Raw genomic sequence first — 25,296 nt, 5'->3', positions numbered from 1 at the left:
AGGCGCGGATGCTTTTTCAAACCTTCAAGCTTTCAGACAATCGCGATCCAGTTCGCGCCGCGGCCGCCCGGCACGCGCGTGTGCAGCGACAGCGTGCCGTCGCCCGGCGCGATCGCATACAAGGCCACGTGCTCCGACTGCTCGCCGCAGGCGACGAGCCAGCGCCCCGACGGATCGATCGCGAAGCCGCGCGGCTGCGTCTCGGTGGGCGTCGCGTGGGTGGGCTCGAACGACCCGTCTTCGTTGCGGCGGTAGCCGAGCAACCGGCTCGACGTGCGCTCGCTGACGTACGCGAAACGCTCGTCTGGCGTCAGGTGCAGATCGGCGGCCCACACGGACGGTTCGGTCGGGGCGGGCGGGCGCGCATGGCCTTGCGCGAGTTCGGCGAGGGCCGGATGGCGCGCGCTCACATGCGGGTCGCCGAGCCGGCCGGTGTCGGTATCGCGCGCGAAGGTCGCGAGCGTTCCCTGGAATTCGCTGACGACGACGAGCGTGCGGCCGTCATCCGCGAACCGCAGGTGACGCGGGCCGAAGCCGGCCGGCACGCGCGTTTCGCCGTGCTCGATCGCGCGCAGGCCGGCGGCGTCCTCGACGAGCGCGAAGCCGAACACGCGGTCCGAACCGAGCGAGCTGACGTACGCGAAATGGTTGTCCGGCGACACGATCACCGCGTGCGCGTTCGCGATGCCGCTCGCGACTTGCAGCGGCGTGCCGTCGCCGTCGCGCACGCGGGCGGCGTCGTAGAGGCTCAGCGAATTCCCGCCGTACGACGCGCCGAGCAGCCAGCGGCCGCTGCGGTCGAGCGACAGGTACGCATGGCTCGCGTCGATCGCGGTCGTGCCGATGCGCGCGAGCGCGCCCGCGGCGGCGACGCGGAACGCGACGATCGTCGGCTGCTCGCCGCGCGTTGCGACGTAGAGCCGCGTGCGGTCGGCCTGCACGGCGATCGGCATCGCGACGTCGGCGGCCGGATAACGGGCGAGCGGCGCGAGCGTGCCGTCGCCGGTGAGGGCGAAGGTGGCGAGGTCGCCGTCGACGGCATTCGAGACGACGACGGTCAGGCGGTCAGTGTTCGGCATGGCGGAGCATCGAGGCGTGCGAGAAAGTTTCGTCGGCCGGCTGGCCGCGCGGCGGATCGCTGCGCCGGTGCGTGCGCGCGAACAGCGCGGCGACCGCGGCGACGAGCGAAGCGATCGCGAGCGCATACAGCCCGCCCGTGATCGAACCCGTATGTTGCTTCAGATAGCCGAAGGCCGTCGGCGCGACGAAACCGCCGAGGTTGCCGACCGAGTTGATCAGCGCGATCACGGCCGCGGCCACCCGCGTATCGAGATAGCCCTGCGGAATCGGCCAGAACAGCGACGACGCGGCCTTGAAGCCGAGCGCGGCGAAGCAGATCGACGCGAACGACCAGACCGGATCATGCGACGTCGACGCGAACAGCCCGCACGCGGCCAGCACGAGCGCGCACGCCAGCCAGCGTTGCGGATGCTTCCACTTCGACGACAGCACCGCGAAGCCGTACATCGCGCCGATCGCGATCATCCACGGAATCGTGTTGTACAGGCCGACCTGGAAATCGGTGAGCCCGCCCATCTTGCGAATGATGGTCGGCAGCCAGAACGTGGCCGCGTAGATCGTCAGTTGGATCGAGAAGTACAGGAAGCAGAACAGCATGATCTGCGGATCGCGCAGCAGCGTGGTGGCGCGCACCGGCACGTTCGAGCGGACGTCGCGCGTCGCGCGCTCCTCGTCGAGTGCGTTCTGCAGCGCCGTCCGTTCTTCGGCGGTGAGCCACGTCGCATCGCGGATATGCGATTTCAGCAGCAGCCAGCTCGCGCCGCACAGCGCGACCGAGAACAGCCCTTCGATCAGGAACATCCATTGCCAGCCTTCCAGGCCGAAGCCGCGGATCGACAGCAGCGCGCCGGTGACGGGCCCGGACAGCACCGACGCGAACGCGGAGCCGCCAAGGAAGATCGCCATCGCCTTGCCGCGTTCCTGCGGCGGCAGCCATTGCGACAGGTACAGCACGACGCCGGGGAAGAAGCCGGCCTCGGCCGCGCCGAGCAGGAAGCGCAGCGCGTAGAACGACGTGTCGTTCCACACGAACGCCATCGCGGCCGCGACGATGCCCCATGTCGCCATGATCCGCGCGAGCCAGATGCGCGCGCCGTAGCGCTGCATCAGCAGGTTCGACGGCACTTCGAACAGCGCGTAGCCGACGAAGAACAGCCCGGCACCGAGCCCGTACGCGGCCGCGCCGATGCCGATCGACGCTTCGAGATGGCGATCGACGAAGCCGACGTTCACGCGGTCGATGTAGTTCGCGATGAACATGATCAGCACGAGCGGCAGCACGTGCCACTTCACTTTCGAGACGGCGGACGCGAGCGGGTCGCGGCCGGGCAGGACGGACGAGGGCGGGTTCAAGGGTGTCTCCGGTCGGGGGACGGCGGACGGGGCGGCGGCCCGCGTCGGCGTCTGGATGCCGATTCAATGTAGTACGTCGTCGTATGACATGGTACGCCGGTGGACCGAGGATGACGTCACGGGTTTACCCGGAAATATCCCGCATTCTGCATAAATATCGGGAGGAGAAGCGAGCGCTTTCATATCTGATGACGTATGACATGGAACGATGCTGCGTCCGTCGGCGGTCCTTGGGGGGCGGCGTGAAATCCGAGGTCGAGGCGGCGCGTTCATTCGTGCGTGGTCGATTTCCGGAGCCGGTGGAGAAAACCGACCTCGACGGGGCTGCGCTCGATACCCGTGTGTTTCACACGCTGGTGCGCATGGGGCAAGGCGTGCCGCACATGGAGCGGCGGCAACGCGATCGTGATGAACGACACGGAGGCACCCCGCAAGCCGTTTGCGGGGGGAGGGCGGCTCCGCTCCATTGAGTTGAAGAACGCGCTCGCGGTTGCGGCAAAATATCAGGCACGCGAACTCGCCGTGCACGCCACTCGACGCAAACGGCGGCGATTTCATACCTTGACGATGGAGCAACGGATCATGCAGGACAACCGGTACGCGCGGCACGTCTTCGCATTCAACGGCGACGCGGACGGCCTGTGCGCGCTTCAGCAATTGCGGCTCGCCGAACGCGTGCACGGCACGCTCGTGACCGGCGTGAAGCGCGACATCCGGCTGCTCGAACGCATCGACGCGGGCGCGGGCGACATCGTCACCGTGCTCGACGTGTCGCACGACCAGAACCGCGACGCGTGCGTGCGGCTGCTGCGCGACGGCGCGACGGTCCGTTACTTCGACCACCACTTTGCCGGCGAGCTGCCCGACCATCCGCGTTTCGACGCGCATATCGACATGGCGGCCGACGTCTGCACGAGCGCGATCGTGAACCGCTATCTCGGCGGCCGGTATGTGCGCTGGGCGATCGTCGCCGCCTATGGCGACGAACTGCCGGCGCTCGGCGATGCGCTGGCGCGCGAGCATGGCGTCGACGAAGCCGAGCGTTGCATGCTCGCCGAGCTCGGGCGCTATCTGAACTACAACGCATACGGCGAGTGCGTCGGCGATCTGCATTTCGATCCGGCGACGCTCGCGGACGCGATGCTGCCGTGCATCGATCCGCTCGATTTCGTGCGCGACACGGCGGTGTTCGCCGCATTGCGCGACGGTTACCGCGACGACATGGCGCGCGCGTGCGCGCTCGCGCCGCTGCGCGAGGTGCCGGGCGCGACGCTGGTCCGGATGCCCGATCATCCGTGGGCGCGGCGCGCGACCGGCATGCTCGCGAACGAACGGATGCGCAATGCACCGCATGCGGCGCTCGCGGTGCTGTCGCCGCGCGCGGGCGGCGGGCTGGTCGTCAGCGTGCGCGTGCCCGACGGCCGGCCGATCGGCGCGGACGAGTTCTGCCGCGGCTTCGCGACCGGCGGTGGGCGCAAGCGCGCAGGCGGCATCAACCATCTGCCGGAAGACGAGTTCGACGCATTCGCCGAGCGCTTCGAGGCCGCGTTCCGGCTCGATTGACGCGACGCATCGTCGACCGGATCGGCCGGCCGCACTGGCGAGCACGGTCGCCCCGTCGGGCGGTCGTGGCGCGACTCGATGGATTCGGCGCTGCGTCAGCCGTGCGTGGCGTGCACGAGCCGGTCGCCGTATCCCGGACCGAGAAACCTTCCGGGCGTGCTGCCGGTCGGTAGCGCGACTTCCATCGGATTGAAGCGGATCGTGTGCCCGAGCGCGGTGTCGCACGTGGCGTGCCGGCCATGACGGCCGGCGTCGACACCGCGCAGCGCAGCCGCGACAATACGCGTCTCCTTTTGCTTTCGCCATCGAGGTGCCTGCCCGTGTCTGCCAAGCCGTCCGTTGCTCCCGCGATCGTTTGGTTCCGCGACGATCTGCGCGTGACTGATCAGCCCGCGCTGACGCGCGCGGTCGAATCCGGCCGGCCGCTCGTCTGCGTGTTCATCGACGACACGGGCGCCGGCGCCGGGCCCGCACTCGGCGGCGCGGCGCGCTGGTGGCTGCACGGGTCGCTGGCCGGGCTCGACACCGCGCTCGCGCGTCACGGCGGGCGCCTGCTGCTGTTGCGCGGCGACGCACAGCGCGAGATCGAGCGCGTCGTCGGTGACACGGGCGCGGCAGCCGTGTACTGGAACCGCCGCTATGCGCAGCCGCAGCGCGACGCGGACGCGGCGCTGAAGGCGTCGCTCAAGGCGCGCGGCGTGACGGTCGAGAGCAGCAACGGCAGCCTGCTGAACGAGCCGTGGGAGGTGCTGACGGGCAGCGGCGGCCCGTACCAGGTGTTCACCGCGTACTGGCGCGCGGCGCGCCGCGATCGCACGGTCGCCGCGCCGTTGCCGGCACCCGAGCGGATCGCGTTTCATCCGTGGCCGCAAGCCGTGCGCGACCGCGCGCTGGCGCTCGATGCACTCGCGTTGCGTCCGCATGCGCCGGACTGGGCCGGCGGCCTGCGCGATGCGTGGCCGGCGCCCGACGAAGCCGGCGCGCTCGCGCGACTCGACACGTTTCTGACGACCTCGCTCGCCGGCTATGCGGATGCGCGCGACCGTCCCGACCGCCCCGCGACGAGCCGGCTGTCGCCGTTCCTGCGTTTCGGCAACGTGTCGCCGCGACAGGTGTGGCATGCGGTGCAGGGCGCCGCGAACGCAGGCGGCGCGGCATACGCGGCGCACGCCGACAAGTTCCTCAGCGAACTCGGCTGGCGCGAATTCAGCTACACGCTGCTGTATCACTTCCCGGCGCTCGCGACCGACAATTTCCGTGCGCAATTCGATGCAATGCCGTGGCGCGACGATCCCGCCGCGTTACGTGCGTGGCAGCGCGGCCGCACCGGCTATCCGCTCGTCGATGCGGGCCTGCGCGAGCTGTGGACGACCGGCTGGATGCACAACCGCGTGCGGATGGTCGTCGCGTCGTTCCTGATCAAGCATCTGCTGATCGACTGGCGCGCGGGCGAAGCATGGTTCCGCGACACGCTGGTCGACGCCGATCCCGCGAACAACGCGGCGAGCTGGCAATGGGTGGCTGGCTGCGGCGCCGACGCCGCGCCGTATTTCCGCATCTTCAATCCGGTCGCGCAGGGGCAGAAGTTCGACCCGGACGGCGCGTACGTGCGGCGCTGGGTGCCCGAGCTTGCCGGCCTCGACGACGCGTCGATCCATGCGCCGTGGGAAGCGTCGCCGCTGGCGCTCGAGGCGGCCGGCGTCCGGCTCGGCATCGACTATCCGGCGCCGCTCGTCGAGCATGCGGCCGCGCGCGCCCGTGCGCTCGATGCGCTGGCCGCGTTGCCGAAGCGCCGCTGACCGCACGCGCCGGTTCGCCGCATCAATTGCAGAACGCGACGTGCTCGAGCAGCGCGTACGCGACGCCCGAATCGAAGTAGGCCGCGCCGCACCACGCGACGAACGCGAGCGTGCCGGCGGCCAGGGCCGCGCGGATCATGCCCATGCCGCGTGGCCCGACGCCGGGCGCGCGACGCGCGCGTCGTCGATCGGCAGGTGCAGTAGCGCCGCGAGCACGCCGAGCGCGATCGAGCCGAGCCACAGCGGCATATACGAGTGCGTCGCGTCGTACACGATTGCACCGAGCCACACGCCGAAGAAGCTACCGAGCTGGTGCCCGAAGAACACGAAGCCGAACAGCGTCGCGATGTAGCGCACGCCGAACACCTGCGAGATCACGCCGTTCGTCAGCGGCACCGTGCCGAGCCACGTGAACCCCATCACGGCCGCGAACACGTAGACGCTCGCGGGCGACAGCGGCGCGGCGACGAACGCGGCCATCGCGAGCGCGCGCACGAGGTACAGCACCGACAGCACGTACTTGCGCCGCAGCAGCCCGCCGAGATGGCCGCACGCGTAGGTGCCGGCCACGTTGGTCAGCGCGATCAGCGCGAGCGCGACACTCGCGTGGCGCGCCGGCAACCCGTGGTCGAGCAGGTACGCGGGCAGGTGCGTCGCGATGAACGCGAGCTGGAAGCCGCACGCGAAGAAGCCCGCGTTCAGCAGCCAGAAGCCGCGATGCGCGAACGCCTCGCGCACGGCTTCGCCGATCGACTGGTCGGCGCCGGCAGCGGCGCCTGCCGCTTGCGCGGGCCGGTCGCGCAGCAGCACGGCGAGCGGCGCGAGCAGCGCGGCGACGAGCGCCAGCGCGATGAACGCGTGCCGCCAGCCGATGCCGCCGATCAATTCCTGCGCGACGGGCACCATGCAGAACTGGCCAAGCCCGCCGATCGCGCCGGCGACCCCGAGCGCCCAGCCGCGCCGGTCGGGCGGAAACAGGCGGCTCAGCGCGCCGTAGATCGACGCGAACGCGGAGCCCGACAGCGCGATGCCGATCACGAGCCCGGCGCCGACCGTGAACAGGCCGGTCGTGGCCGCCTGCGCCATCGTGACGAGCCCGGTCGCGTACAGCAGCGTGCCGGCGACGATCACGCGCACCGAGCCGAAGCGGTCGGCGACCATTCCGGTGAACGGCTGCGCGACGCCCCAGATCAGATTCTGCAGTGCCAGCGCGAGCCCGAACGCCTCGCGCGACCAGCCGTGGTCGAGCGACACGGGTGCGAGGAACAGGCCCTGCACGTGGCGGATGCCGAGCGCGGCGCCCATGATCAGGCCGCCTGCCAGCACGGGCAGCCAGCGGCGCCGGACTTCCTGCTCGATCGGGGTCATGCGTGTCTCCGGATGAAGGCGCGACGAAACGGCCGCGCTCGATCCGATTAGACGAGCGGGGCGGCCGTCGCTCAAGCGATCGTTCAGTCAGGTTGGCATGCGTCACGGGAATGTGAAGGGGCGATGGCGGTTGCCGGTGGTCACGCGCATCCGCACCGCCGGCTCAGGCCGACGTCGTATCGTGCGCGTGCATCGCCGCATCGCATTCGGCTGCTTCGGCGAGCATCCAGTCGCGCACGTCGGCGACTTCGCGGCGCGGGGCCGGATCGTGCTGGAACAGCCAGTAGCCGTACGTCTGCGACAGCGTCTGCGTGTGCGGCCCGAGCACCGCGAGCCGGCCGTCGGCGAGCATCGGCGCGACGAGCGCGAGCCGGCCGAGCGCGATGCCCTGGCCCGCGATCGCGGCCTGGATCACCTGGTCGTACTGGTTGAAGCGCAGCACGCCTTTCGGGCGCGCGTCGCCGAGCCCGGCCGCGTGCAGATGCGCGTGCCACTGCAGTTGCGGTTGCGGCGGCCCGTCGAATTCGAGCAGCACGTGATCAGCGATCGCGGCCGCGCTCGTGACCGGTCGCGCGGCGAGCGCGGGGTGTGCGACCGGCACGACGATCTCGTCGAACAGGCGCAGCGCGCCGGCCGGCGCCCGCTCGCGCGGGCAGTAGCGGATGCCGAGGTCGATGCCTTCGGCGCGCAAATCGAGTACCTTGTCGTTCGCGGCGACGCGCAGGTCGATCCCGGGCAGCCGCGCCTGCAGCCGCCCGAGCCGCGGCAGCAGCCACAGCGCCGTCACGCCGATGCTGGCGGTGATCGTCACGGGCTGGCGCTCGCGCGCCGCGGCGAGCGACGCGACGGTGTCCTGCAGGCCGAGCAGCGCCGCATCGGCGACGCGGAACAGCCGGTCGCCTTCCGGCGTGAATGAAATCTTCCGGTAGCCGCGCTGCAGCAACGTCACGCCGAGATGCGCTTCGAGCGCATGGACCTGGCGGCTGACCGCCGACTGCGTGACGCACAGATCCTGCGCGGCGAGCGTGATGCTCATGCGGCGGCCGACGGCGACGAAACCGCGAACGAGGTCGAGCGACGGGAGACGGACGAGTGGCGTTGACATGCGCGTGACTCATGCGAACGGAGCAGCAAGATTGGTTGAGAATGCGGCACGCGTCAAGTTCAATGGAGGCGGGTTGATCGCGGAGGACGGGGCGAGTAGGCGCTGAAGCGCTAACCCCGACCGACCGCGATGCATGGGACCCCAGTAAGCGCTAAAGCGCTAACTGGGGATCGACAGGAGACACGATGACGATTTCGAACGAGGAAAGCGACGCGGCGCAGGCCAGTCGCGCGGCGGGCGCGTTGCCGCCCGAGCCCGTGACGCTGCGCGCAGCCGACGGCTACGAACTGCGCGGCCATGTCTGGCGCCATCGCGGCGGCGGCGCCGTGCGGCCCGTGACGGTCGTCAATTGCGCGACGTCGGTGCGCTGCGACTACTACTTTCGTTTCGCGGCCTGGCTGTTCGCGCAGGGGCGCGACGTGCTCGTCTACGACTATCGCGGCATCGGCGGGTCGCGTCCGGCGCGGCTTGCGAAGCTCAGCGCGAACTGGCTCGACTGGGGGCGGCTCGATTGCGAGGCCGCGCTGCACTACGCGCGCGACGCGTTTCCGGGCCAGCCGCTCGATGTGGTCGCGCACAGCATCGGCGGCTGTGTGCTCGGCCTCGCGGCATCGAACGTCCACGTGCGGCATGCGGTGACCGTCGGCGCACAGTACGCGTACTGGCGCGACTATCTGCCGGCCGAGCGGCGCCGCATGTGGTGGAAGTGGCATGTCGCGATGCCGGCGCTCGCGGCCGTGTTCGGCTACGTGCCCGCAAAGCGGCTCGGCTGGATGGAGGACACGCCGCGCGGTATCGCGCTGTCGTGGGCGCGTTCGCAGCCGCGTTTCGAGGAGGGCTACGTCGGTCGCGTGCTGGACGACAGCGGCGGAAGCCGCGCCGCGTTGCCGGCGCGCTTCGCGGGGCTGTCGGCGCCGATGCTCGCGGTCGGCATCGACGACGACGCGTTCGGCACGGTCGACGCGGTCGAGCGGCTGGTCGGCTACTACACGGGCAGCAACGTCACGCATCTGCGGATCGCGCCGGCCGACATCGGCGTCGACGCGATCGGTCATTTCGCGTTTTTCCACAGCCGCTTCACCGACACGTTGTGGCCCGTCGCGCTGTACTGGCTGCAACACGGCGTGTTGCCGGCCGATGCGCCGGGCGCCGTGCACGCGCTGCATCCGGCGTCGCGCGGGCGGGTGACGGGGAGCGGCGTGCCGGGCATCGCCGCGAACGGGTGATCCAGCGTATGCGAGCATGACGCGCAGCCTCGTTCGCGTCACGAGCCTGCCGCAGCCGCCGGCCGCCGGTCGGCGCGATCGATTAACATCGGACGTTTCGTTCCAGAACACAGGCTGCTGCGCGCCGATGCCCATTCCGTCCGATTCCGCTTCTCCCGTTGAAACGCCGCACGCATGGCGCGTGCATGCACTCGACGTGCCGCCTGCCGCGGCGCGGGCCGGCGTGCGGATCGCGCGCGTCGATTTCGACTGGCGCGTGCCGCTCGTGTCGCCCGCGTACGCGGCGCTGAACGACGACGAGCGCGCACGCGTCGCGCGCTTCCTGCGGCACGAGGATGCGGTACGCAGCGCCGCGACGCGCGCCGCGCTGCGCGACGTGCTCGGCGCGGCGCTCGGCCTCGCCCCGCACGCGGTCCAGATCATCGTCGACGCGGCGGGGCGGCCGTCGCTGGACCGCGCGCATCGAGCGTCGCTCGACTTCAACGTATCGCACGCGGGCGATCATGCATTGATCGCGTGGGCGCCGGCGGGCCGCGTCGGCGTCGATATCGAGGGCTGCAACCGCGCGGCCGACTGGCGCGCGCTGACACGCGAAGTGTGTGCGCCCACCGAGGTCACGTATCTCGACGGCCTGCCGGCCGGCGCGCGCGAGCGCGAATTCATGCGGGTGTGGGCCGCGAAGGAGGCGCTGCTCAAGGCGCTCGGCACCGGCATCGTCGGCGGATTGCGCGCGTTCGCGGTCGTGCCGCCGCGCGACGCGGCGACGCCCGCGACGACGATCGTCGAGCCCACCGCGCCCGCCGCCGGCGTCGCCGCGTTCGACGCGGCATGGCTCGACGCGGCGCCCGGCTACGCGGCGTGCGTCGCGTGGACGCGCGCGTAAGCCGGGCGTGACGCGCGGCGCTTATTCGAGCGGCGCGTCATTCGGCGCCGCGTAACGCGCCTTGATCACGTCGCTCATCGGAAAGTCGAACGACAGGCCCTTCGGCGGCACCGGCTTCATGAACCATTTGTCGTACAGCGCGTTGATCTCGCCGCTTTTCATCAGCTGCACGAGCACGCCGTCGACGAGCGCCTTGAACTGCGGATCGTCCTTGCGCAGCATGAACCCGTAGGCTTCCGACGATTGCGGCGTGCCGACGAGCTGCCAGTCGGCCGGTTTCGCGGCGAGCTGGCGCACGCCCGCGAGCAGCACGTCGTCCATCATGTACGCGGCCGCGCGGCCCGATTCGAGCGTGAGGCGTCCTTCGCCGTAGTCCTTCGCGCTGATGATCTGCATGTTCATCTTCTTTTCCTCGTTCATCTTGCGCAGCAGGCGTTCGGACGTCGTGCCCTGGTTCGTCACGACCGTCTTGCCGGCGAGATCGGGGAAGTCGCGGATGCCCGACGTGGTGCGCGTGAGCAGGCGCGTCGTCGCGACGAAGAAGGTGGTCGAGAACGCGACCTGCGCATGGCGCGCGGCGAGGTTGGTCGTCACGCCGCATTCGAGATCGACGGTGCCGTTCTGCACGAGCGGAATGCGGTTCTGCGACGTGACCGGAATGAAGCGCACCTGCAGGTCGGGCTTGCCGGTGCGCGCCTTCACCGCGGCGATCACGCGGTCGCACAGGTCCTGCGAGAAGCCGATGACCTTGCCGCCCGCGTCGACATAGGAGAACGGCACCGACGTTTCGCGATGGCCGATCGAAATCAGGTTGGATTGCCGGATCTTCTCCAGCGTGCCGGCCAGCGGCTCGGCGGCGACGGACGCGCCGCACGCGAGCGCGCATGCGGCGACGAGCAGGGGGCGGCCGACGCGGGCGGCGAATCGGGACGGGAAGGGCATGACGGTCTCCGTGGCAAGTGATGATTCGTATGTTGCCAAAAACAAAATAATTGCAACACATGTTAAGCGCCGGATCGCACCGACCGGCCTGCCGGGCCGCGCCGGCATCAGGGAAACTCCTGAGGCCGGAATATTGAAAAACGGGTTGTCTAGACAAGTTCCGATGGCTACACTTCAATCCATTCCGAACTTGTCTAGACAGGATTGCTCACATGATTACGTTGACCCCCGGCCACCTGACCCTCCCGCAACTGCGCCGGATCGCCCGCGAGCCCGTGCAACTGAAGCTCGACCCGGCCAGCTTCGCGAAGATCGACGCGGGCGCGAAGGCCGTCGCCGACATCGCCGCGAAGGGTGAGCCGGCCTACGGCATCAACACGGGTTTCGGCCGTCTGGCCAGCACCCACATCCCGCACGACCAGCTCGAACTGCTGCAGAAGAACCTCGTGCTGTCGCACGCGGTCGGCGTGGGCGAGCCGATGGCGCGTTCGTCGGTGCGCCTGCTGATGGCGCTGAAGCTGTCGAGCCTCGGCCGCGGCCACTCGGGCATCCGCCGTGAAGTGATGGATGCGCTGATCACGCTGTTCAACGCCGACGTGCTGCCGCTGATCCCGGTGAAGGGTTCGGTCGGCGCATCGGGCGACCTCGCGCCGCTCGCGCACATGTCGGCCGTGCTGCTCGGCGTCGGCGAAGTGTTCATCCGCGGCGAGCGCGCGAGTGCGCTCGACGGCCTGCGCGTCGCGGGCCTCGCGCCGCTGACGCTGCAGGCGAAGGAAGGCCTCGCGCTCCTGAACGGCACGCAGGCGTCGACCGCGCTGGCGCTCGACAACATGTTCGCGATCGAGGACCTGTACCGCACCGCGCTCGTCGCCGGCGCGCTGTCGGTCGACGCGGCAGCCGGCTCGGTGAAGCCGTTCGACGCGCGCATCCACGAACTGCGCGGCCATCAAGGCCAGATCGACGCGGCCGCGTCGTACCGCGAACTGCTCGAAGGCTCGCCGATCAACCAGTCGCACCGCGACTGCGACAAGGTGCAGGATCCGTACAGCCTGCGCTGCCAGCCGCAGGTGATGGGCGCGTGCCTGGACCAGATGCGCCATGCGGCCGACGTGCTGCTGGTCGAAGCGAACGCCGTGTCGGACAACCCGCTGATCTTCCCGGACACCGGCGAAGTGCTGTCGGGCGGCAACTTCCACGCGGAGCCCGTCGCGTTCGCGGCCGACAACCTCGCGCTCGCCGCGGCGGAAATCGGCGCGCTGGCCGAGCGCCGTATCGCGCTGCTGATCGACGCGACGCTGTCGGGTCTGCCTCCGTTCCTCGTGAAGGACGGCGGCGTGAACTCCGGCTTCATGATCGCGCACGTGACGGCCGCCGCGCTGGCATCGGAAAACAAGACGCTCGCGCACCCGGCATCGGTCGACTCGCTGCCGACCTCGGCCAACCAGGAAGACCACGTGTCGATGGCGACGTTCGCCGCGCGCAAGCTCGCGGACATCGCGGACAACACCAAGCACATCCTCGCGATCGAACTGCTGGCCGCCGCGCAAGGCGTCGACCTGCGCGCGCCGTATCACACGAGCCCGAAGCTCGCGCCGGTGATGGAGACGATCCGCGGCAAGGTCGCGCACTACGAACTCGACCACTACTTCGCACCGGACATCGCGGTGATCGCGAAGCTGGTCGGCGAGCGCGCATTCGCGAAGGTCGCGCCGTTCTCGTTCGCGTCGGAACAGTAAGCCGATGAGTGCGCCGGTCTACCAGGAGATCAAGGATTTCATCCTGGCCCGCATCCATGCCGGCGAGTGGGAGGAGGGCGATCAGGTGCCGTCCGAGAACGAGCTGGCGCGCGAGTTCAAGGTGGCGCGCATGACCGTCAACCGCGCGCTGCGCGAACTGACGGCCGAACAGGTGCTCACGCGCATGAAGGGCGCGGGCACCTACGTCGCGCGGCCGAAGTACGAGTCGACGCTGGTGGCGATCCGCAGTATCTCCGAGGAAGTCGGCGCGCGCGGGCATGCGTACCGCGCGAGCGTGCTCGGGCTCGACACGATCCGCGCCGACGAGGCCCTCGCCGACGAGATGCAGGTGGCCGTGCGCACGAAGCTGTTTCATTCGCAGGTGCTGCACTTCGAGAACGACGAGCCGGTGCAGCTCGAAGAACGGTGGGTGAATCCGGCGGTCGCGCCGGATTACGCCGAGCAGGACTTCACGAACACGACGCCGAACCAGTACCTGATGCGCGCGGCGCCGCTGCAGCGCGTCGAGTACCGGATCGAAGCGGCGGCCCCGGCGCCGGAGCGGCGCGAGCAGCTGCGGATGGACGGCGTCGAGCCGTGTCTGGTTTTACATCGGCGCACCTGGTCGCAGGGCGTCGTCGCCTCGGTGGCGAATCTGTGGCATCCCGGCAGCCGTTATCGCTTCACCGGGCATTTCTGATTCCTATTTGATCTTCAATTTCCTTCGGGAGCAGTCGTCATGAACCATCCGAAACACATCGATCCCCGTCTCGATCCGACGCGCACGATCCGCGCGCCGCGCGGCAGCGAAAAGACCTGCAAGACCTGGCTGGCCGAAGCGGCCTACCGGATGATCCAGAACAACCTCGACCCGGAAGTCGCCGAGCATCCGCATGCGCTCGTCGTGTACGGCGGTATCGGCCGTGCGGCGCGTAACTGGGAATGCTACGACCAGATCCTCGCGTCGCTGAAGGATCTCGAGGAAAACGAAACGCTGCTGATCCAGTCGGGCAAGCCGGTCGGCGTGTTCCGCACGCACAAGGATGCGCCGCGCGTGCTGCTCGCGAACTCGAACCTGGTGCCGCACTGGGCGAACTGGGATCACTTCCACGAACTCGACCGCAAGGGCCTGATGATGTACGGCCAGATGACGGCCGGCAGCTGGATCTACATCGGCAGCCAGGGCATCGTGCAGGGCACCTACGAAACCTTCTTCTCCGTCGCGAACCAGCACTTCAACGGCGATCCGTCGGGCCGCTGGATCCTGACGGGCGGCCTGGGCGGGATGGGCGGCGCGCAGCCGCTGGCCGCGACGATGGCCGGCTTCTCGATGATCGCGGTCGAATGCGACGAGACGCGCATCGACTTCCGCCTGAAGACGCGCTACGTCGACAAGAAGGCGACGACGCTCGACGAAGCGCTCGGCATGATCGAGGAAGCGAAGCGCACCGGCAAGCCGGTGTCGATCGGCCTGCTCGGCAACGCGGCCGACGTGTTCGCGGAACTCGTCACGCGCGGCATCACGCCGGACTGCGTGACCGACCAGACGAGCGCGCACGACCCGATCAACGGCTACCTGCCGCAAGGCTGGACCGTCGCGCAATGGCGCGAAGCGCAGAAGGTCGACCCGCAGAGCATCGTGAAGGTCGCGAAGCAGTCGATGGCCGTCCAGGTGCGTGCGATGCTCGCGCTGCAGGAACGCGGCGCGGCGACGCTCGACTACGGCAACAACATCCGCCAGATGGCGCTGGAAATGGGCGTCGAGAACGCGTTCGACTTCCCGGGCTTCGTGCCGGCGTACATCCGCCCGCTGTTCTGCGAAGGCAAGGGCCCGTTCCGCTGGGTCGCGCTGTCCGGCGATCCGGAAGACATCTACAAGACCGACCAGAAGGTGAAGGAGCTGATCCCCGACGATCCGCACCTGCACAACTGGCTCGACATGGCGCGTGAGCGTATCGCGTTCCAGGGCCTGCCGGCGCGGATCTGCTGGGTCGGCGTGAAGGATCGCTATCGCCTCGGCCAGGCGTTCAACGAGATGGTGAAGAACGGCGAACTGAAGGCGCCGATCGTGATCGGTCGCGATCACCTCGATACGGGTTCGGTCGCGAGCCCGAACCGCGAGACGGAATCGATGAAGGACGGTTCGGACGCCGTGAGCGACTGGCCGCTGCTGAACGCGCTGCTGAACACCGCGGGCGGCGCATCGTGGGTGTCGCTGCACCATGGCGGCGGCGTCGGCATGGGCTTCTCGCAGCACTCGGGCGTCGTGATCGTCGCCGACGGCACGGCTGACGCGCACGAGCGTCTCGGTCGCGTGCTGCTGAACGATCCGGCCACGGGCGTGATGCGCCATGCGGATGCCGGCTACGAACTCGCGCAGCAGACGGCCCGCGAAGCCGGCCTGAAGCTGCCGATGCTCGGCCGCTGAGCATGACGGCGCTCGACCACGCGCCGGGGAATGCGACGCTGGCCGTCGCGCTGATCCGCGCGGCGGATCTCGTCGCGTCGCCGTGGAAGAACGGTGGCGGCGTGACGCGTGAAATCGGCGCGTTCCCGCCCGGCGCGGCGCTCGATACGTTCGCGTGGCGCGTGAGCGTCGCCGACGTGGGCACGGCCGGGCCGTTCTCGCGTTTCGACGGCATCGACCGCACGCTCGTGCTGCTGTCCGGCGCGGGCATGACGCTGGCCGAGGAGGGCGGCACGCGCCACGTGCTCGATGCGCCGCTCGCCCGCGCGGATTTCGCGGGCGAGACGGCGATCGACGCGACGCTGCACGACGGCGCGACGCGCGACTTCAACCTGATGATGCGCCGTTCGGCCGCGCGTGGCGCACTCGACGTGTGGCGCGCGGGCGTGCACCGCGTCGCGCCGGCCGATACCGTGCTGCTGTCTTGCGCGGCCGGCGCGGTGGGCATCGACCTCGACGGCACGCACTACGCGCTGGAAGACATGGACACGTTGCGGCTCGACGGGCCGCGGCGTGCGTTTGACGTCGTCGTGAGCGGAGGCGGCGCACTGCTGGCCGTCTCGCTTGCCGTCGGCGAACGAGACTGAACGCATGAAACCGACTGTCTGGCATCACCTGAGGCTGTGTCCGCACGGCCATCCCGACGAGACGATCGACGACGCGGCGATCGCCGTCGACGAAACCGGCACGATCGCGTGGCTCGGCGCGTTGTCCGCGCTGCCGCACGGTTACGCGCACTGGCAGCGCGAGGACCTGCACGGCGCGTGGGTGACGCCGGGCCTCGTCGATTGCCATACGCACCTCGTGTACGGCGGCACGCGCGCCGACGAATTCGCGCAACGCCTCGCGGGCGTCAGCTACGAGGAAATCGCGCGGCAGGGCGGCGGGATCGTGTCGACGGTGCGCGCGACGCGCGCGGCCGACGAGACGACGCTGTTCGTGCAGGCCGCCGCGCGCCTGCAGCCGCTGCTCGCCGAAGGCGTGACCGCGATCGAGATCAAGTCGGGCTACGGGCTCGACCTCGCGAGCGAGCGCAAGATGCTGCGCGTCGCGCGCCAGCTCGGCGAGCGCTTCCCGGTCACCGTCTATACGACCTTTCTCGGCGCACATGCGCTGCCGCCGGAATACGCGGGCCGCGCGGACGAATACATCGACGAAGTGTGCGACCGCATGCTGCCGACGCTGGCCGACGAAGGGCTCGTCGACGCGGTCGACGTGTTCTGCGAACGCATCGGCTTTTCGCTCGCGCAGACCGAGCGCGTGTTCGAGGCCGCGACGCGGCGCGGGCTGCCGGTGAAGCTGCATGCGGAGCAACTGTCGAATGCGGGCGGGACGGCGCTCGCCGCGCGTTACCGCGCGCTGTCCGCCGACCATCTGGAATTTCTCGACGAAGCGGGCATCGAGGCAATGAAGGCGGCCGGTACGGTCGCCGTGCTGCTGCCCGGTGCGTACTACTTCATCCGCGAAACGCAGCTGCCGCCGATCGAGCTGCTGCGCAAGCACGGCGTGCCGATCGCGCTCGCGACCGATCACAACCCCGGCACGTCGCCGCTCGAATCGTTGCTGCTGACGCTGAACATGGGCTGCACGCTGTTCCGCATGACGGTGCCCGAGGTGCTGCAGGGCGTCACGCGCCATGCGGCCGCGGCGCTGGGCCGCGCGGATCGCCACGGCGCGCTCGAGGTCGGTCGCCAGGCCGATTTCGCCGTGTGGTCGGTCGGCTCGCTGGCCGAGCTGGCGTACTGGATCGGCCGGCCGCTGTGCGAGCAGGTCGTACGCGGCGGCACGACCGTGTTTCGCCGGATGAACGGATAAGTTTGACGACGGACCGGGCTCGGTACGTGACGTACCGGGTCCGGCCGACGCTTTGCAGGGGACCGGAGCCGGTGCGCAACGGGCGCACTCCGGTCGATCGCCGCAAGGCTGGCGCTGGCGCGACGCGCTCGCGCCTGCCGGCTGCGGCACCGGGCCGGACGGGATTGCTCAAGCGCTCGATCCGGTCGATGAGGACACGCAATGACCGACACCCTGTTGTTCGCGGACCATGCCTATCTGCCCGAGGGCTGGCGCCGCAACGTGCTGCTGCGCTGGGACGCCACCGGCACGCTGACCGACGTGACACCCGACACCGATGCGCCGGCAGGCGTCGCGCGCGCGGTCGGGCCGGTGCTGCCCGGCATGCCGAACCTGCATTCGCACGCGTTCCAGCGCGCGATGGCGGGCTCACCGAATACCGCGCGAATCCCGCCGACAGCTTCTGGAGCTGGCGCGACCTGATGTACCGCTTCGCGCTGAAGATCACGCCCGACGCGCTCGCGGCGATCGCGCGCTGGCTGTATGTCGAGATGCTCAAGTGCGGCTACACGTCGGTGTGCGAATTCCATTACGTGCATCACGCGCAGGACGGCTCGCGCTATCCGCAGATCGCGGAGCTCGGCACGCGCGTGATCGACGCCGCGCGCGCGGCCGGCATCGGCATCACGATGCTGCCGGTGTCGTACCAGTTCGCCGGCTTCGGCGACAAGCCGCCGCGCGACGACCAGCGCCGCTTCATCAACACGCCCGACGGCGTGCTCGAACTGCTCGACGCGATGCGTCGCGTGGCGCCGGAACATGGCGGGCTGCGCTATGGCGTCGCGCCGCACTCGCTGCGCGCGGTGTCCGAGAACGGGCTGCGTGTGCTGCTCGAAGGGTTGCCCGGCGATGCACCGGTGCATATCCACATCGCCGAGCAGACGGCCGAAGTCGACGACTGCGTGCGCGCCTACGGCGCACGCCCCGTGCAATGGCTGCTTGATCGCTTCGACGTCGATGCGCGCTGGTGCCTCGTGCATGCGACGCACGTCGACGCGGCCGAGACGGCGGCGCTCGCGAAGCGTCGCGCGGTCGCGGGCCTGTGCCTGACGACCGAAGCGAACCTCGGCGACGGCGTATTTCCGGCCGTCGACTACCTCGCGCAGGGCGGCGTGATCGGCATCGGCTCGGACAGCCACGCGTCGGTCGACTGGCGCTCGGAGCTGCGCCTGCTCGAATACGGGCAGCGGCTCGTGCACCGCGCGCGCAACGTGCTGGCGAGCGACACGCAGGCGCACGTCGCCGATCGCCTGTTCGATGCGTCGCTCGCGGGCGGCGCGCAGGCGAGCGGGCGGCGCATCGGTGCGCTGCGCGCAGGCTGCCGCGCCGACTGGCTCGTGCTCGATCCCGATCATCCGGCGATCGCCGAACACGACAGCGCCGCATGGCTGTCGGGCATCGTGTTCGCCGAGCACGGCGAGACGCCGGTGCTCGACGTCTACACGGGCGGCGAGCGCGTCGTGAGCGGCCGCCGCCATCGCGACGAAGCCGCCGCGTATGCCGACTACCGCGCCGCGCTGGCGCAACTGCTGCGCTGAACGCGCGGCAACCGGCGCACGCGGCGTGCGTGCGCCGGCCGACTCTTACGGTGAGGCGACATGACTGAACAACCGGCTGTATTCACGCTGAAGCAGGGCACGCTGCCGCTGCTGATCTCGATTCCGCACGCAGGCACGCACATCCCCGACGACATCGCCGCGACGATGACGCCCGACGCGCGCTTCGTCGACGATTGCGACTGGCATCTCGAGCGGCTGTACGGCTTCGCGGCCGATCTCGGCGCATCGATCCTCGTGCCGTCGCATGCGCGTTACGTCGTCGACCTGAACCGTCCGCCCGACAACGAGAACCTGTATCCGGGGCAGGACACGACGGGGCTCGTGCCGGTCGATACGTTCGACAAGGCGCCGCTGTATCCGGCCGACGCGCTGCCCGGCAACGACGAGATCATGCGTCGCCGCGATCGCTACTGGCTGCCGTATCACGACGCACTGCAACGCGAGATCGCGCGCCTGAAGGGCGAACACGGCCGCGTGCTCGTGTGGGAAGCGCATTCGATTCGCTCGCACGTGCCGCGCTTCTTCGACGGCCGCCTGCCGGACTTCAACTTCGGCACGTCGAGCGGCGCGAGTGCGGCGCCCGGTCTCGCGGAAGCGCTGGCCGCGCGCGTGCTCGCGCACGGCGGCTATACGGCCGTCGCGAACGGGCGTTTCAAGGGCGGCTACATCACGCGTCACTATGGCGTGCCCGATACCGGCGTCGAGGCCGTGCAGCTCGAACTGTCGCAGATCACCTACATGGAAGAGACGCGTCCGTACGCCTACGACGAAGCGCGTGCAGCGCGGATCGTGCCGCTGCTGCAGACACTCGTCGAAACCGCGCTCGCGCATCGTTGAGCCCGGGCCGCCTCCATGCGGCACCGCGGCGGGGCAGTGCGCTCCGCCCCGTCGGCACGTAGCAGGCAAGCCGACGCAATGCACAAAACGGCGTCGATCCGGCGCGATCGATGCCGTTTTTTTCGTCTGACCGATGTCGTCATCGACCCCTGAAAATTTGACGCAATTTTTAAGTGATATAAGCTGAATGTCAGGAAGTCGTCACGCGCGCGCCGGCGGCGAGGCCATCGACGATGGCCGGACTGCGCCGGAATGCGCTGCGAGACATCTTGCTGACGTGTCGCCACGCGGCATTGCGACACGTGTCCTGCCTCCATCAGTCAGTCGAGTACGATCGTGAAAGCCGCCAGCCCTTCGATACGCCGGACGCGAAGTCCGTCGGCGGGCGCGCCGCCTCAGGCCGGGCCGAACCGGCATGCTGATCGCGGCACGCGCGCCGCCCCGTTACGCGAGCCTCGCTTCTTCGCCATTTCCCATTGCGGCACGCGCCGCTTCAATCTCGTGACCGCGCACCTGTGCAGCGCGGTGCAGTGCGACGGCAGCGCATCGTTGTTGCCCTAGCGCCCCTTTCCGCTACCGTCCCGGGCCGTACCGCCGGTTGCCGCGGCATTCGGGCGGCAGGATCGCGCCTGCGCCGGCGCTGCGCGATTGCGCGCATGTGCGGCGTAGCCGCAAACCTGCATCGTTGCGCGCGCTAGCGTGTCGCGCGCCATTACCGGAGAGACGTCGATGCGCGCACGACCGATCGTAGCCGTCACCGCGGACCGCATCCTGCGCGGCGCCCATCCGAACCACACGGCGGGTGAGAAGTACCTCGCCGCCGTCGTCGACGGCGCCGGTGCGCTGGCGTTCGTGCTGCCCGCGCTCGGCGCGCGGCAGCCGGCCGACGCGATCGTCGCGGCAATCGACGGGCTGCTGTTGACCGGCAGCTATTCGAACGTCGAGCCGCATCGTTACGGCGGCGCCGCCAGCGCGCCCGACACGCTGCACGATCCGGCGCGCGACGCGACCGCGTTGCCGCTGATTCGCGCGGCGATCGACGCGGGCGTGCCGGTGCTCGCGATCTGCCGCGGCATGCAGGAGCTGAACGTCGCGTACGGCGGCACGCTGCATCAGCGGCTGCATGCGACGACCGGTTTCGACGACCATCGCGAACGGCCGGCCGACCCGCTCGAACGGCAGTACGGTCCCGCGCACGTCGTGCAGCTCGCGCCGGGCGGCCTGCTGCAGCGGGTCGCGCGCGGCGCGCACGAGGCGACGGTCAATTCACTGCACGAGCAGGGCATCGCGCGTCTGGGCGCCGGGCTCGCCGTCGAGGCGAGCGCGCCCGACGGGCTGGTCGAGGCCGTCAGCGTGCGCGGCGCGCGTGCATTCGCGCTGGGCGTGCAGTGGCATCCCGAATGGCGCTACGCGGAGCAGCCGCTGTCGCGCGACATCTTCGCGGCATTCGGCGTGGCGTGCCGCGCGCGCATGGCGCACCGCATGCATGCTGCCGGCGGCGCGATACCGTCGCCGGCCGCATCCGACATCGACATCGACCAACGAGGCCGATCATGCAACCCGAACTGAGCGAATTCCTGCGACAGCACCGCATCACCGAAGTCGAGGCGATCATTCCCGACATGGCCGGCATCGCGCGCGGCAAGATCATTCCGCGCAACAAATTCGAATCCGGCGAATCGATGCGCCTGCCGCAGGCCGTGATGGTGCAGACCGTCACCGGCGACTATCCGGAGGACGGCACGCTGACCGGCGTGACCGATCCCGACATGGTGTGCGTGCCCGATCCGTCGACGATCTGCCTGATCCCGTGGGCGGTCGATCCGACCGCGCAGGTGATCCACGATTGCGTGCATTTCGACGGCTCGCCGGTCGAGATCTCGCCGCGCTACGTGCTGCGCCGCGTGCTCGACCTGTACGAGGCGAAGGGCTGGAAACCCGTGGTCGCGCCCGAGCTCGAGTTTTATCTGGTCGACATGAACGCCGATCCCGATTTGCCGCTGCGTCCGCCCGTCGGCCGCACGGGGCGGGCGGAAACGGGCCGCCAGTCGTATTCGATCGAGGCCGTCAACGAGTTCGATCCGCTGTTCGAGGACATCTACGAGTACTGCGAAATGCAGGGGCTCGATATCGAGACGCTGATTCACGAAGTCGGCGCCGCGCAGATGGAGATCAACTTCGTGCATGGCGACGCGCTGCCGCTGGCCGACCAGGTGTTCCTGTTCAAGCGCACGGTGCGCGAGGCCGCATTGCGTCACAACATGTACGCGACGTTCATGGCCAAGCCGATGGAAAACGAGCCGGGTTCCGCGATGCACATTCATCAGAGCCTCGCGGACATGCGCACCGGGCGCAATCTGTTCGCCGACGAAAACGGCGCGGTGTCGCCGCTGTTCCGCAGCTATCTGGCGGGGCTGCAGAAGTACACGCCGGCGCTGATGCCGATCTTCGCGCCGTACATCAATTCGTACCGCCGCCTGTCGCGTTTCATGGCCGCGCCGATCAACGTGCAGTGGGGCTATGACAACCGCACGGTGGGCTTTCGCATTCCGCAGTCGAGCCCCGTCGCGCGCCGCATCGAGAACCGGATTCCGGGCGTCGACTGCAACCCGTACCTCGCGTTCGCGGCGACGCTCGCCGCCGGCTATCTCGGCATGACGCAACAGCTCGCGCCGACGGAGCCGATCGCATCGGACGGCTACGACCTGCCGTACCAGCTGCCGCGCAACCTCGAGGAAGGGATCTCGCTGATGGCCGCGTGCGAGCCGCTCGCCGGCATCCTCGGCGACAAGTTCGTGAAGGCTTACCTGGCGTTGAAGGAAACCGAATACGAAGCGTTCTTCCGCGTGATCAGCTCGTGGGAACGCAGGCATTTGCTGCTGCACGTGTAAGCGTGCGGGGCTGTTTGACGGAGAAAACATGACCGATCGAAACGAAGCTTTTCCGCCGCGCTCGACCGCCGATTTTCGCGCGCTCGACGCCGCCCACCACATCCACCCGTTCTCCGACATGGGCGCGCTCAACCGCGCCGGCAGCCGCGTGATCGTGAAGGCCGACGGCGTCTACCTGTGGGACTCGGACGGCAACAAGGTGATCGACGGGATGGCCGGCCTCTGGTGCGTGAACGTCGGCTACGGTCGCAAGGAGCTCGCCGACGCCGCCTATCGCCAGATCCAGGAACTGCCGTTCTACAACACGTTCTTCAAGACCACGCACCCGCCGGTGATCGAGCTTTCCGCGATGCTCGCGGAAGTGACGCCCGCCGGCTTCAACCACTTCTTCTATTGCAACAGCGGCTCGGAAGGCAACGACACCGTGCTGCGTCTCGTGCATCAATACTGGCGCGTGCAGGGCAAGCCGCAGAAGAAGGTCGTGATCTCGCGCAAGAACGGTTACCACGGCTCGACGATCGCAGGCGGCACGCTCGGCGGGATGGGCTACATGCACGAGCAGATGCCGTCGAAGGTCGAGCACATCGTGCACATCGACCAGCCGTATTTCTTCGGCGAAGCGCAAGCAGGCGAGACGCCCGAAGCATTCGGCCTCGCGCGTGCGCAGCAGCTCGAAGCGAAGATTCTCGAACTCGGCGCGGAGAACGTCGCGGCGTTCATCGGCGAACCGTTCCAGGGCGCGGGCGGCGTGATCTTCCCGCCGTCGACGTACTGGCCGGAAATCCAGCGGATCTGCCGCAAGTACGACATCCTGCTGGTCGCCGACGAAGTGATCGGCGGCTTCGGGCGCACCGGCGAATGGTTCGCGCACCAGCACTTCGGCTTCGAGCCGGACCTGATCACGATGGCGAAGGGCCTCACGTCGGGCTACGTGCCGATGGGTGCCGTGGGCATTCACGAGCGCGTCGCGCGCCCGATCATCGACAACGGCGAATTCAATCACGGCCTCACGTACTCGGGTCACCCGGTGGCGGCGGCCGTCGCGGTCGCGAACCTGAAGCTGCTGCGCGACGAGGGGATCGTCGAGCGGGTGAAGACCGACATCGGGCCGTATTTCCAGCGTCGGCTGCGTGACGTGCTGGGCGACCATCCGATCGTCGGGGAGATTGCGGGAGCGGGGCTGGTCGCCGGCGTTCAACTGGCGCGCGACCGGAGCCGGCGCGAGCGCTTCGGCGCGGACGTCGATATCGGCACGATCTGCCGCGACTTCTGCTTCAACGGCAACCTGATCATGCGCGCGACCGGCGACCGGATGCTGCTGTCGCCGCCGCTCGTGATTCGCGAGGCGGAGGTCGACGAGATCGTCGACAAGGCGAAGCGCGCGTTCGACGCGACGGCGGAGCGGGTGGGGCGCGCACGGTAAGCCGGTTCCTGCGTGCGGCGTGGCGTCGAATGACGTGGCGCCCGCGTCGCGCAGGGCACGCGCGACGCCAAAACGAAAAGGGCCTGCGTCGTGAGACGCAGGCCCTTGAATTCTTTGGTGGGCGGTACTGGGATCGAACCAGTGACCCCTGCCGTGTGAAGGCAGTGCTCTACCGCTGAGCTAACCGCCCAAAGAAGAATCAAATTATGTCAGAGATTTTGGGGCTCGTAAAGCCCTTTCTGCAAATTTTTTCAAATAGCCGCAAGCACCGGTTCGCGAGCCGCGCGCTCAGCCCGCCAGCGCGGGCAGCGCATCGATCGACGCGCGTACGTAGCCGGCAAAGCGCAGCGCCACCGGTTCGGCGGTGCCGCTGCGTTTCAGCGCGAGCGTACGCGATTCGAGCGACGCATCCTTCAGCGGCAGGAACACGAGCCGATCGCTTTTCGCCTGCTGCAGCACGCGCGGCACCAGCGCGATGCCCATCCCGAACTCGATCATCGACAGGATCGTCTGCCACAGCCGCGCCTCGTGGCGGATCAGCGGACTGAATCCCGCGTTCACGCACTGCGCGATGATCAGGTCGTGATAGTGCGGCGCGGCGTCGCGCGGAAACAGGATGAACGGTTCGGTCGCGAGCGTGGCGAGCGCGACCTGCCTGCGCCGCGCGAGCGGATGCGCGGCCGGCAGGCAGCACACGAACGGCTCCGCATAGACGAGCACCGATTCGACCTCGGGCGGGAAGTGGCCCCAGTGCGCATAGCCGAGATCGATCTGGCCGCGCTGGATCGCCTGCACCTGCGCGTGCGTGTTCATCTCGCTCAGCACGACCTCGACGCCCGGATAGTCGGCCTCGAAGCGCCGCACGGCATCGGGCAGCCCGCGATACAGCATCGAGTGGACGAAGCCGATCCGCAGCCGGCCGGCGAGCCCCGACGCGGAGCGCACCGTCAGGCGCTCGGCTTCGTCCGCCTGCAGCAGCAGCCGGCGCGCTTCGCCGAGCAGCACCTCGCCCGCGTTGGTCAGCGCGACCGTCTTGTTGGTGCGCGAGAACAACTGCACGCCGAGCGCGTCCTCGAACTTGCGGATGTCGAAACTCAGCGCCGGCTGCGAGATGAACAGGCGCGTCGCCGCGCGCCCGAAATGCAGCTCCTCCGCCACCGCCACGAAGTAGCGCAACTGCCTCAGTTCCATGGTGTCTCCTCCCGGCGTC

The 25,296-nt window shown here is 69.1% G+C and carries 19 protein-coding genes, 1 tRNA gene and 1 pseudogene; 14 read left to right on the top strand and 7 right to left on the bottom strand.

From position 1 onward, the window contains the following. Nucleotides 1-32: 32 nt before the first annotated feature. Nucleotides 33-1,079 carry a lactonase family protein gene (locus tag SY91_RS14105; protein ID WP_023477505.1) on the bottom strand — a complete coding sequence of 349 codons (1,047 nt, stop codon included), beginning with the start codon at nt 1,077-1,079 and terminating at the stop codon, nt 33-35. Next, nucleotides 1,066-2,433: an MFS transporter gene (locus SY91_RS14100; RefSeq protein ID WP_043888478.1), complete on the bottom strand. Its 1,368-nt coding sequence runs from the start codon at nt 2,431-2,433 to the stop codon at nt 1,066-1,068. The genes SY91_RS14105 and SY91_RS14100 overlap by 14 nt, the downstream gene beginning before the upstream one ends. A 582-nt stretch (nt 2,434-3,015) precedes the next feature. On the opposite strand from SY91_RS14100, the gene SY91_RS14095 reads away from it, so the two are divergent. Then, the gene (locus SY91_RS14095) at nt 3,016-3,996 is read left to right on the top strand and encodes a hypothetical protein (RefSeq protein ID WP_043888483.1); all 981 of its coding nucleotides are present in this window, start codon (nt 3,016-3,018) and stop codon (nt 3,994-3,996) included. Between the two features lie 320 nt (nt 3,997-4,316). Beyond that, nucleotides 4,317-5,795 (top strand): cryptochrome/photolyase family protein, encoded by a 1,479-nt coding sequence (locus tag SY91_RS14090; RefSeq protein WP_185920966.1) that lies wholly within the window; start codon nt 4,317-4,319, stop codon nt 5,793-5,795. A gap of 135 nt (nt 5,796-5,930) precedes the next feature. Here SY91_RS14090 and SY91_RS14085 read toward each other — a convergent pair whose 3' ends face one another. Both SY91_RS14085 and SY91_RS14080 read right to left on the bottom strand, forming a co-directional pair. Continuing rightward, a complete protein-coding gene (locus SY91_RS14085) occupies nt 5,931-7,163 on the bottom strand; it encodes an MFS transporter (protein WP_043888479.1) in 1,233 nt (410 codons plus the stop codon). 163 nt (nt 7,164-7,326) lie between these two features. After that, entirely contained in the window at nt 7,327-8,268 is a 942-nt protein-coding gene (locus SY91_RS14080) for a LysR substrate-binding domain-containing protein (protein ID WP_023477510.1), read from the bottom strand. A gap of 185 nt (nt 8,269-8,453) precedes the next feature. On the opposite strand from SY91_RS14080, the gene SY91_RS14075 reads away from it, so the two are divergent. Both SY91_RS14075 and SY91_RS14070 read left to right on the top strand, forming a co-directional pair. Continuing rightward, nucleotides 8,454-9,494, top strand: a complete 1,041-nt coding sequence (locus SY91_RS14075; protein WP_185920965.1) for an alpha/beta fold hydrolase — start codon at nt 8,454-8,456, stop codon at nt 9,492-9,494. Nucleotides 9,495-9,621: 127 nt separating this feature from the next. Then, nucleotides 9,622-10,377 carry a 4'-phosphopantetheinyl transferase family protein gene (locus tag SY91_RS14070; protein ID WP_185920964.1) on the top strand — a complete coding sequence of 252 codons (756 nt, stop codon included), beginning with the start codon at nt 9,622-9,624 and terminating at the stop codon, nt 10,375-10,377. A gap of 21 nt (nt 10,378-10,398) precedes the next feature. Here SY91_RS14070 and SY91_RS14065 read toward each other — a convergent pair whose 3' ends face one another. Further along, nucleotides 10,399-11,319 (bottom strand): glutamate/aspartate ABC transporter substrate-binding protein, encoded by a 921-nt coding sequence (locus SY91_RS14065; protein WP_034174508.1) that lies wholly within the window; start codon nt 11,317-11,319, stop codon nt 10,399-10,401. Between the two features lie 212 nt (nt 11,320-11,531). Between SY91_RS14065 and hutH the strand changes: the two genes are divergently transcribed. The 10 genes and pseudogenes from hutH (at nt 11,532) to SY91_RS14015 (ending at nt 24,086) form a co-directional block, all read left to right on the top strand. Beyond that, nucleotides 11,532-13,055 carry a histidine ammonia-lyase gene (gene hutH, locus SY91_RS14060; protein ID WP_006478341.1) on the top strand — a complete coding sequence of 508 codons (1,524 nt, stop codon included), beginning with the start codon at nt 11,532-11,534 and terminating at the stop codon, nt 13,053-13,055. 4 nt (nt 13,056-13,059) lie between these two features. Then, complete coding sequence (gene hutC / locus SY91_RS14055; RefSeq protein ID WP_006478342.1) at nt 13,060-13,755, top strand: histidine utilization repressor; 696 nt, start codon at nt 13,060-13,062, stop codon at nt 13,753-13,755. Between the two features lie 39 nt (nt 13,756-13,794). After that, the gene (hutU, locus tag SY91_RS14050) at nt 13,795-15,483 is read left to right on the top strand and encodes a urocanate hydratase (protein ID WP_006478343.1); all 1,689 of its coding nucleotides are present in this window, start codon (nt 13,795-13,797) and stop codon (nt 15,481-15,483) included. Between the two features lie 2 nt (nt 15,484-15,485). Then, entirely contained in the window at nt 15,486-16,109 is a 624-nt protein-coding gene (locus tag SY91_RS14045; protein ID WP_185920963.1) for a HutD family protein, read from the top strand. Between the two features lie 4 nt (nt 16,110-16,113). Further along, entirely contained in the window at nt 16,114-17,337 is a 1,224-nt protein-coding gene (gene hutI / locus SY91_RS14040; RefSeq protein ID WP_069232900.1) for an imidazolonepropionase, read from the top strand. A gap of 201 nt (nt 17,338-17,538) precedes the next feature. Continuing rightward, nucleotides 17,539-18,914 (top strand): annotated as a pseudogene (locus tag SY91_RS14035) (formimidoylglutamate deiminase). Nucleotides 18,915-18,974: 60 nt separating this feature from the next. Then, the gene (hutG, locus tag SY91_RS14030) at nt 18,975-19,772 is read left to right on the top strand and encodes an N-formylglutamate deformylase (RefSeq protein ID WP_185920962.1); all 798 of its coding nucleotides are present in this window, start codon (nt 18,975-18,977) and stop codon (nt 19,770-19,772) included. A gap of 729 nt (nt 19,773-20,501) precedes the next feature. Beyond that, entirely contained in the window at nt 20,502-21,341 is an 840-nt protein-coding gene (locus SY91_RS14025; protein ID WP_185920961.1) for a gamma-glutamyl-gamma-aminobutyrate hydrolase family protein, read from the top strand. After that, the gene (locus SY91_RS14020; protein WP_011549431.1) at nt 21,326-22,663 is read left to right on the top strand and encodes a glutamine synthetase family protein; all 1,338 of its coding nucleotides are present in this window, start codon (nt 21,326-21,328) and stop codon (nt 22,661-22,663) included. Before SY91_RS14025 ends, SY91_RS14020 begins: the two co-directional genes overlap by 16 nt. A 28-nt stretch (nt 22,664-22,691) precedes the next feature. Further along, nucleotides 22,692-24,086 (top strand): aspartate aminotransferase family protein, encoded by a 1,395-nt coding sequence (locus tag SY91_RS14015; protein WP_185920960.1) that lies wholly within the window; start codon nt 22,692-22,694, stop codon nt 24,084-24,086. Nucleotides 24,087-24,201: 115 nt separating this feature from the next. Here SY91_RS14015 and SY91_RS14010 read toward each other — a convergent pair. Further along, nucleotides 24,202-24,276 (bottom strand) — tRNA-Val (locus SY91_RS14010). Nucleotides 24,277-24,374: 98 nt separating this feature from the next. Continuing rightward, nucleotides 24,375-25,277, bottom strand: a complete 903-nt coding sequence (locus SY91_RS14005) for a LysR family transcriptional regulator (protein ID WP_023478008.1) — start codon at nt 25,275-25,277, stop codon at nt 24,375-24,377. Between the last annotated feature and the right edge of the window lie 19 nt (nt 25,278-25,296).

The organism is Burkholderia cenocepacia (assembly GCF_014211915.1).
Classification (GTDB): Bacteria; Pseudomonadota; Gammaproteobacteria; order Burkholderiales; family Burkholderiaceae; genus Burkholderia; species Burkholderia orbicola.
The sequence above is the reverse complement of the archived record's forward strand: the minus strand, read 5'-3'. Positions and strand labels throughout refer to the sequence as shown.

Coding starts and splice junctions, on each gene's coding strand:
- SY91_RS14105 (WP_023477505.1), bottom strand. CDS start 1,079: ATGCCGAACACTGACCGCCTGACCGTCGTCGTCTCGAATGCCGTCGAC.
- SY91_RS14095 (WP_043888483.1), top strand. CDS start 3,016: ATGCAGGACAACCGGTACGCGCGGCACGTCTTCGCATTCAACGGCGAC.
- SY91_RS14085 (WP_043888479.1), bottom strand. CDS start 7,163: ATGACCCCGATCGAGCAGGAAGTCCGGCGCCGCTGGCTGCCCGTGCTG.
- SY91_RS14080 (WP_023477510.1), bottom strand. CDS start 8,268: ATGTCAACGCCACTCGTCCGTCTCCCGTCGCTCGACCTCGTTCGCGGT.
- SY91_RS14075 (WP_185920965.1), top strand. CDS start 8,454: ATGACGATTTCGAACGAGGAAAGCGACGCGGCGCAGGCCAGTCGCGCG.
- SY91_RS14070 (WP_185920964.1), top strand. CDS start 9,622: ATGCCCATTCCGTCCGATTCCGCTTCTCCCGTTGAAACGCCGCACGCA.
- SY91_RS14065 (WP_034174508.1), bottom strand. CDS start 11,319: ATGCCCTTCCCGTCCCGATTCGCCGCCCGCGTCGGCCGCCCCCTGCTC.
- hutH (WP_006478341.1), top strand. CDS start 11,532: ATGATTACGTTGACCCCCGGCCACCTGACCCTCCCGCAACTGCGCCGG.
- hutC (WP_006478342.1), top strand. CDS start 13,060: ATGAGTGCGCCGGTCTACCAGGAGATCAAGGATTTCATCCTGGCCCGC.
- hutU (WP_006478343.1), top strand. CDS start 13,795: ATGAACCATCCGAAACACATCGATCCCCGTCTCGATCCGACGCGCACG.
- SY91_RS14045 (WP_185920963.1), top strand. CDS start 15,486: ATGACGGCGCTCGACCACGCGCCGGGGAATGCGACGCTGGCCGTCGCG.
- hutI (WP_069232900.1), top strand. CDS start 16,114: ATGAAACCGACTGTCTGGCATCACCTGAGGCTGTGTCCGCACGGCCAT.
- hutG (WP_185920962.1), top strand. CDS start 18,975: ATGACTGAACAACCGGCTGTATTCACGCTGAAGCAGGGCACGCTGCCG.
- SY91_RS14025 (WP_185920961.1), top strand. CDS start 20,502: ATGCGCGCACGACCGATCGTAGCCGTCACCGCGGACCGCATCCTGCGC.
- SY91_RS14020 (WP_011549431.1), top strand. CDS start 21,326: ATGCAACCCGAACTGAGCGAATTCCTGCGACAGCACCGCATCACCGAA.
- SY91_RS14015 (WP_185920960.1), top strand. CDS start 22,692: ATGACCGATCGAAACGAAGCTTTTCCGCCGCGCTCGACCGCCGATTTT.
- SY91_RS14005 (WP_023478008.1), bottom strand. CDS start 25,277: ATGGAACTGAGGCAGTTGCGCTACTTCGTGGCGGTGGCGGAGGAGCTG.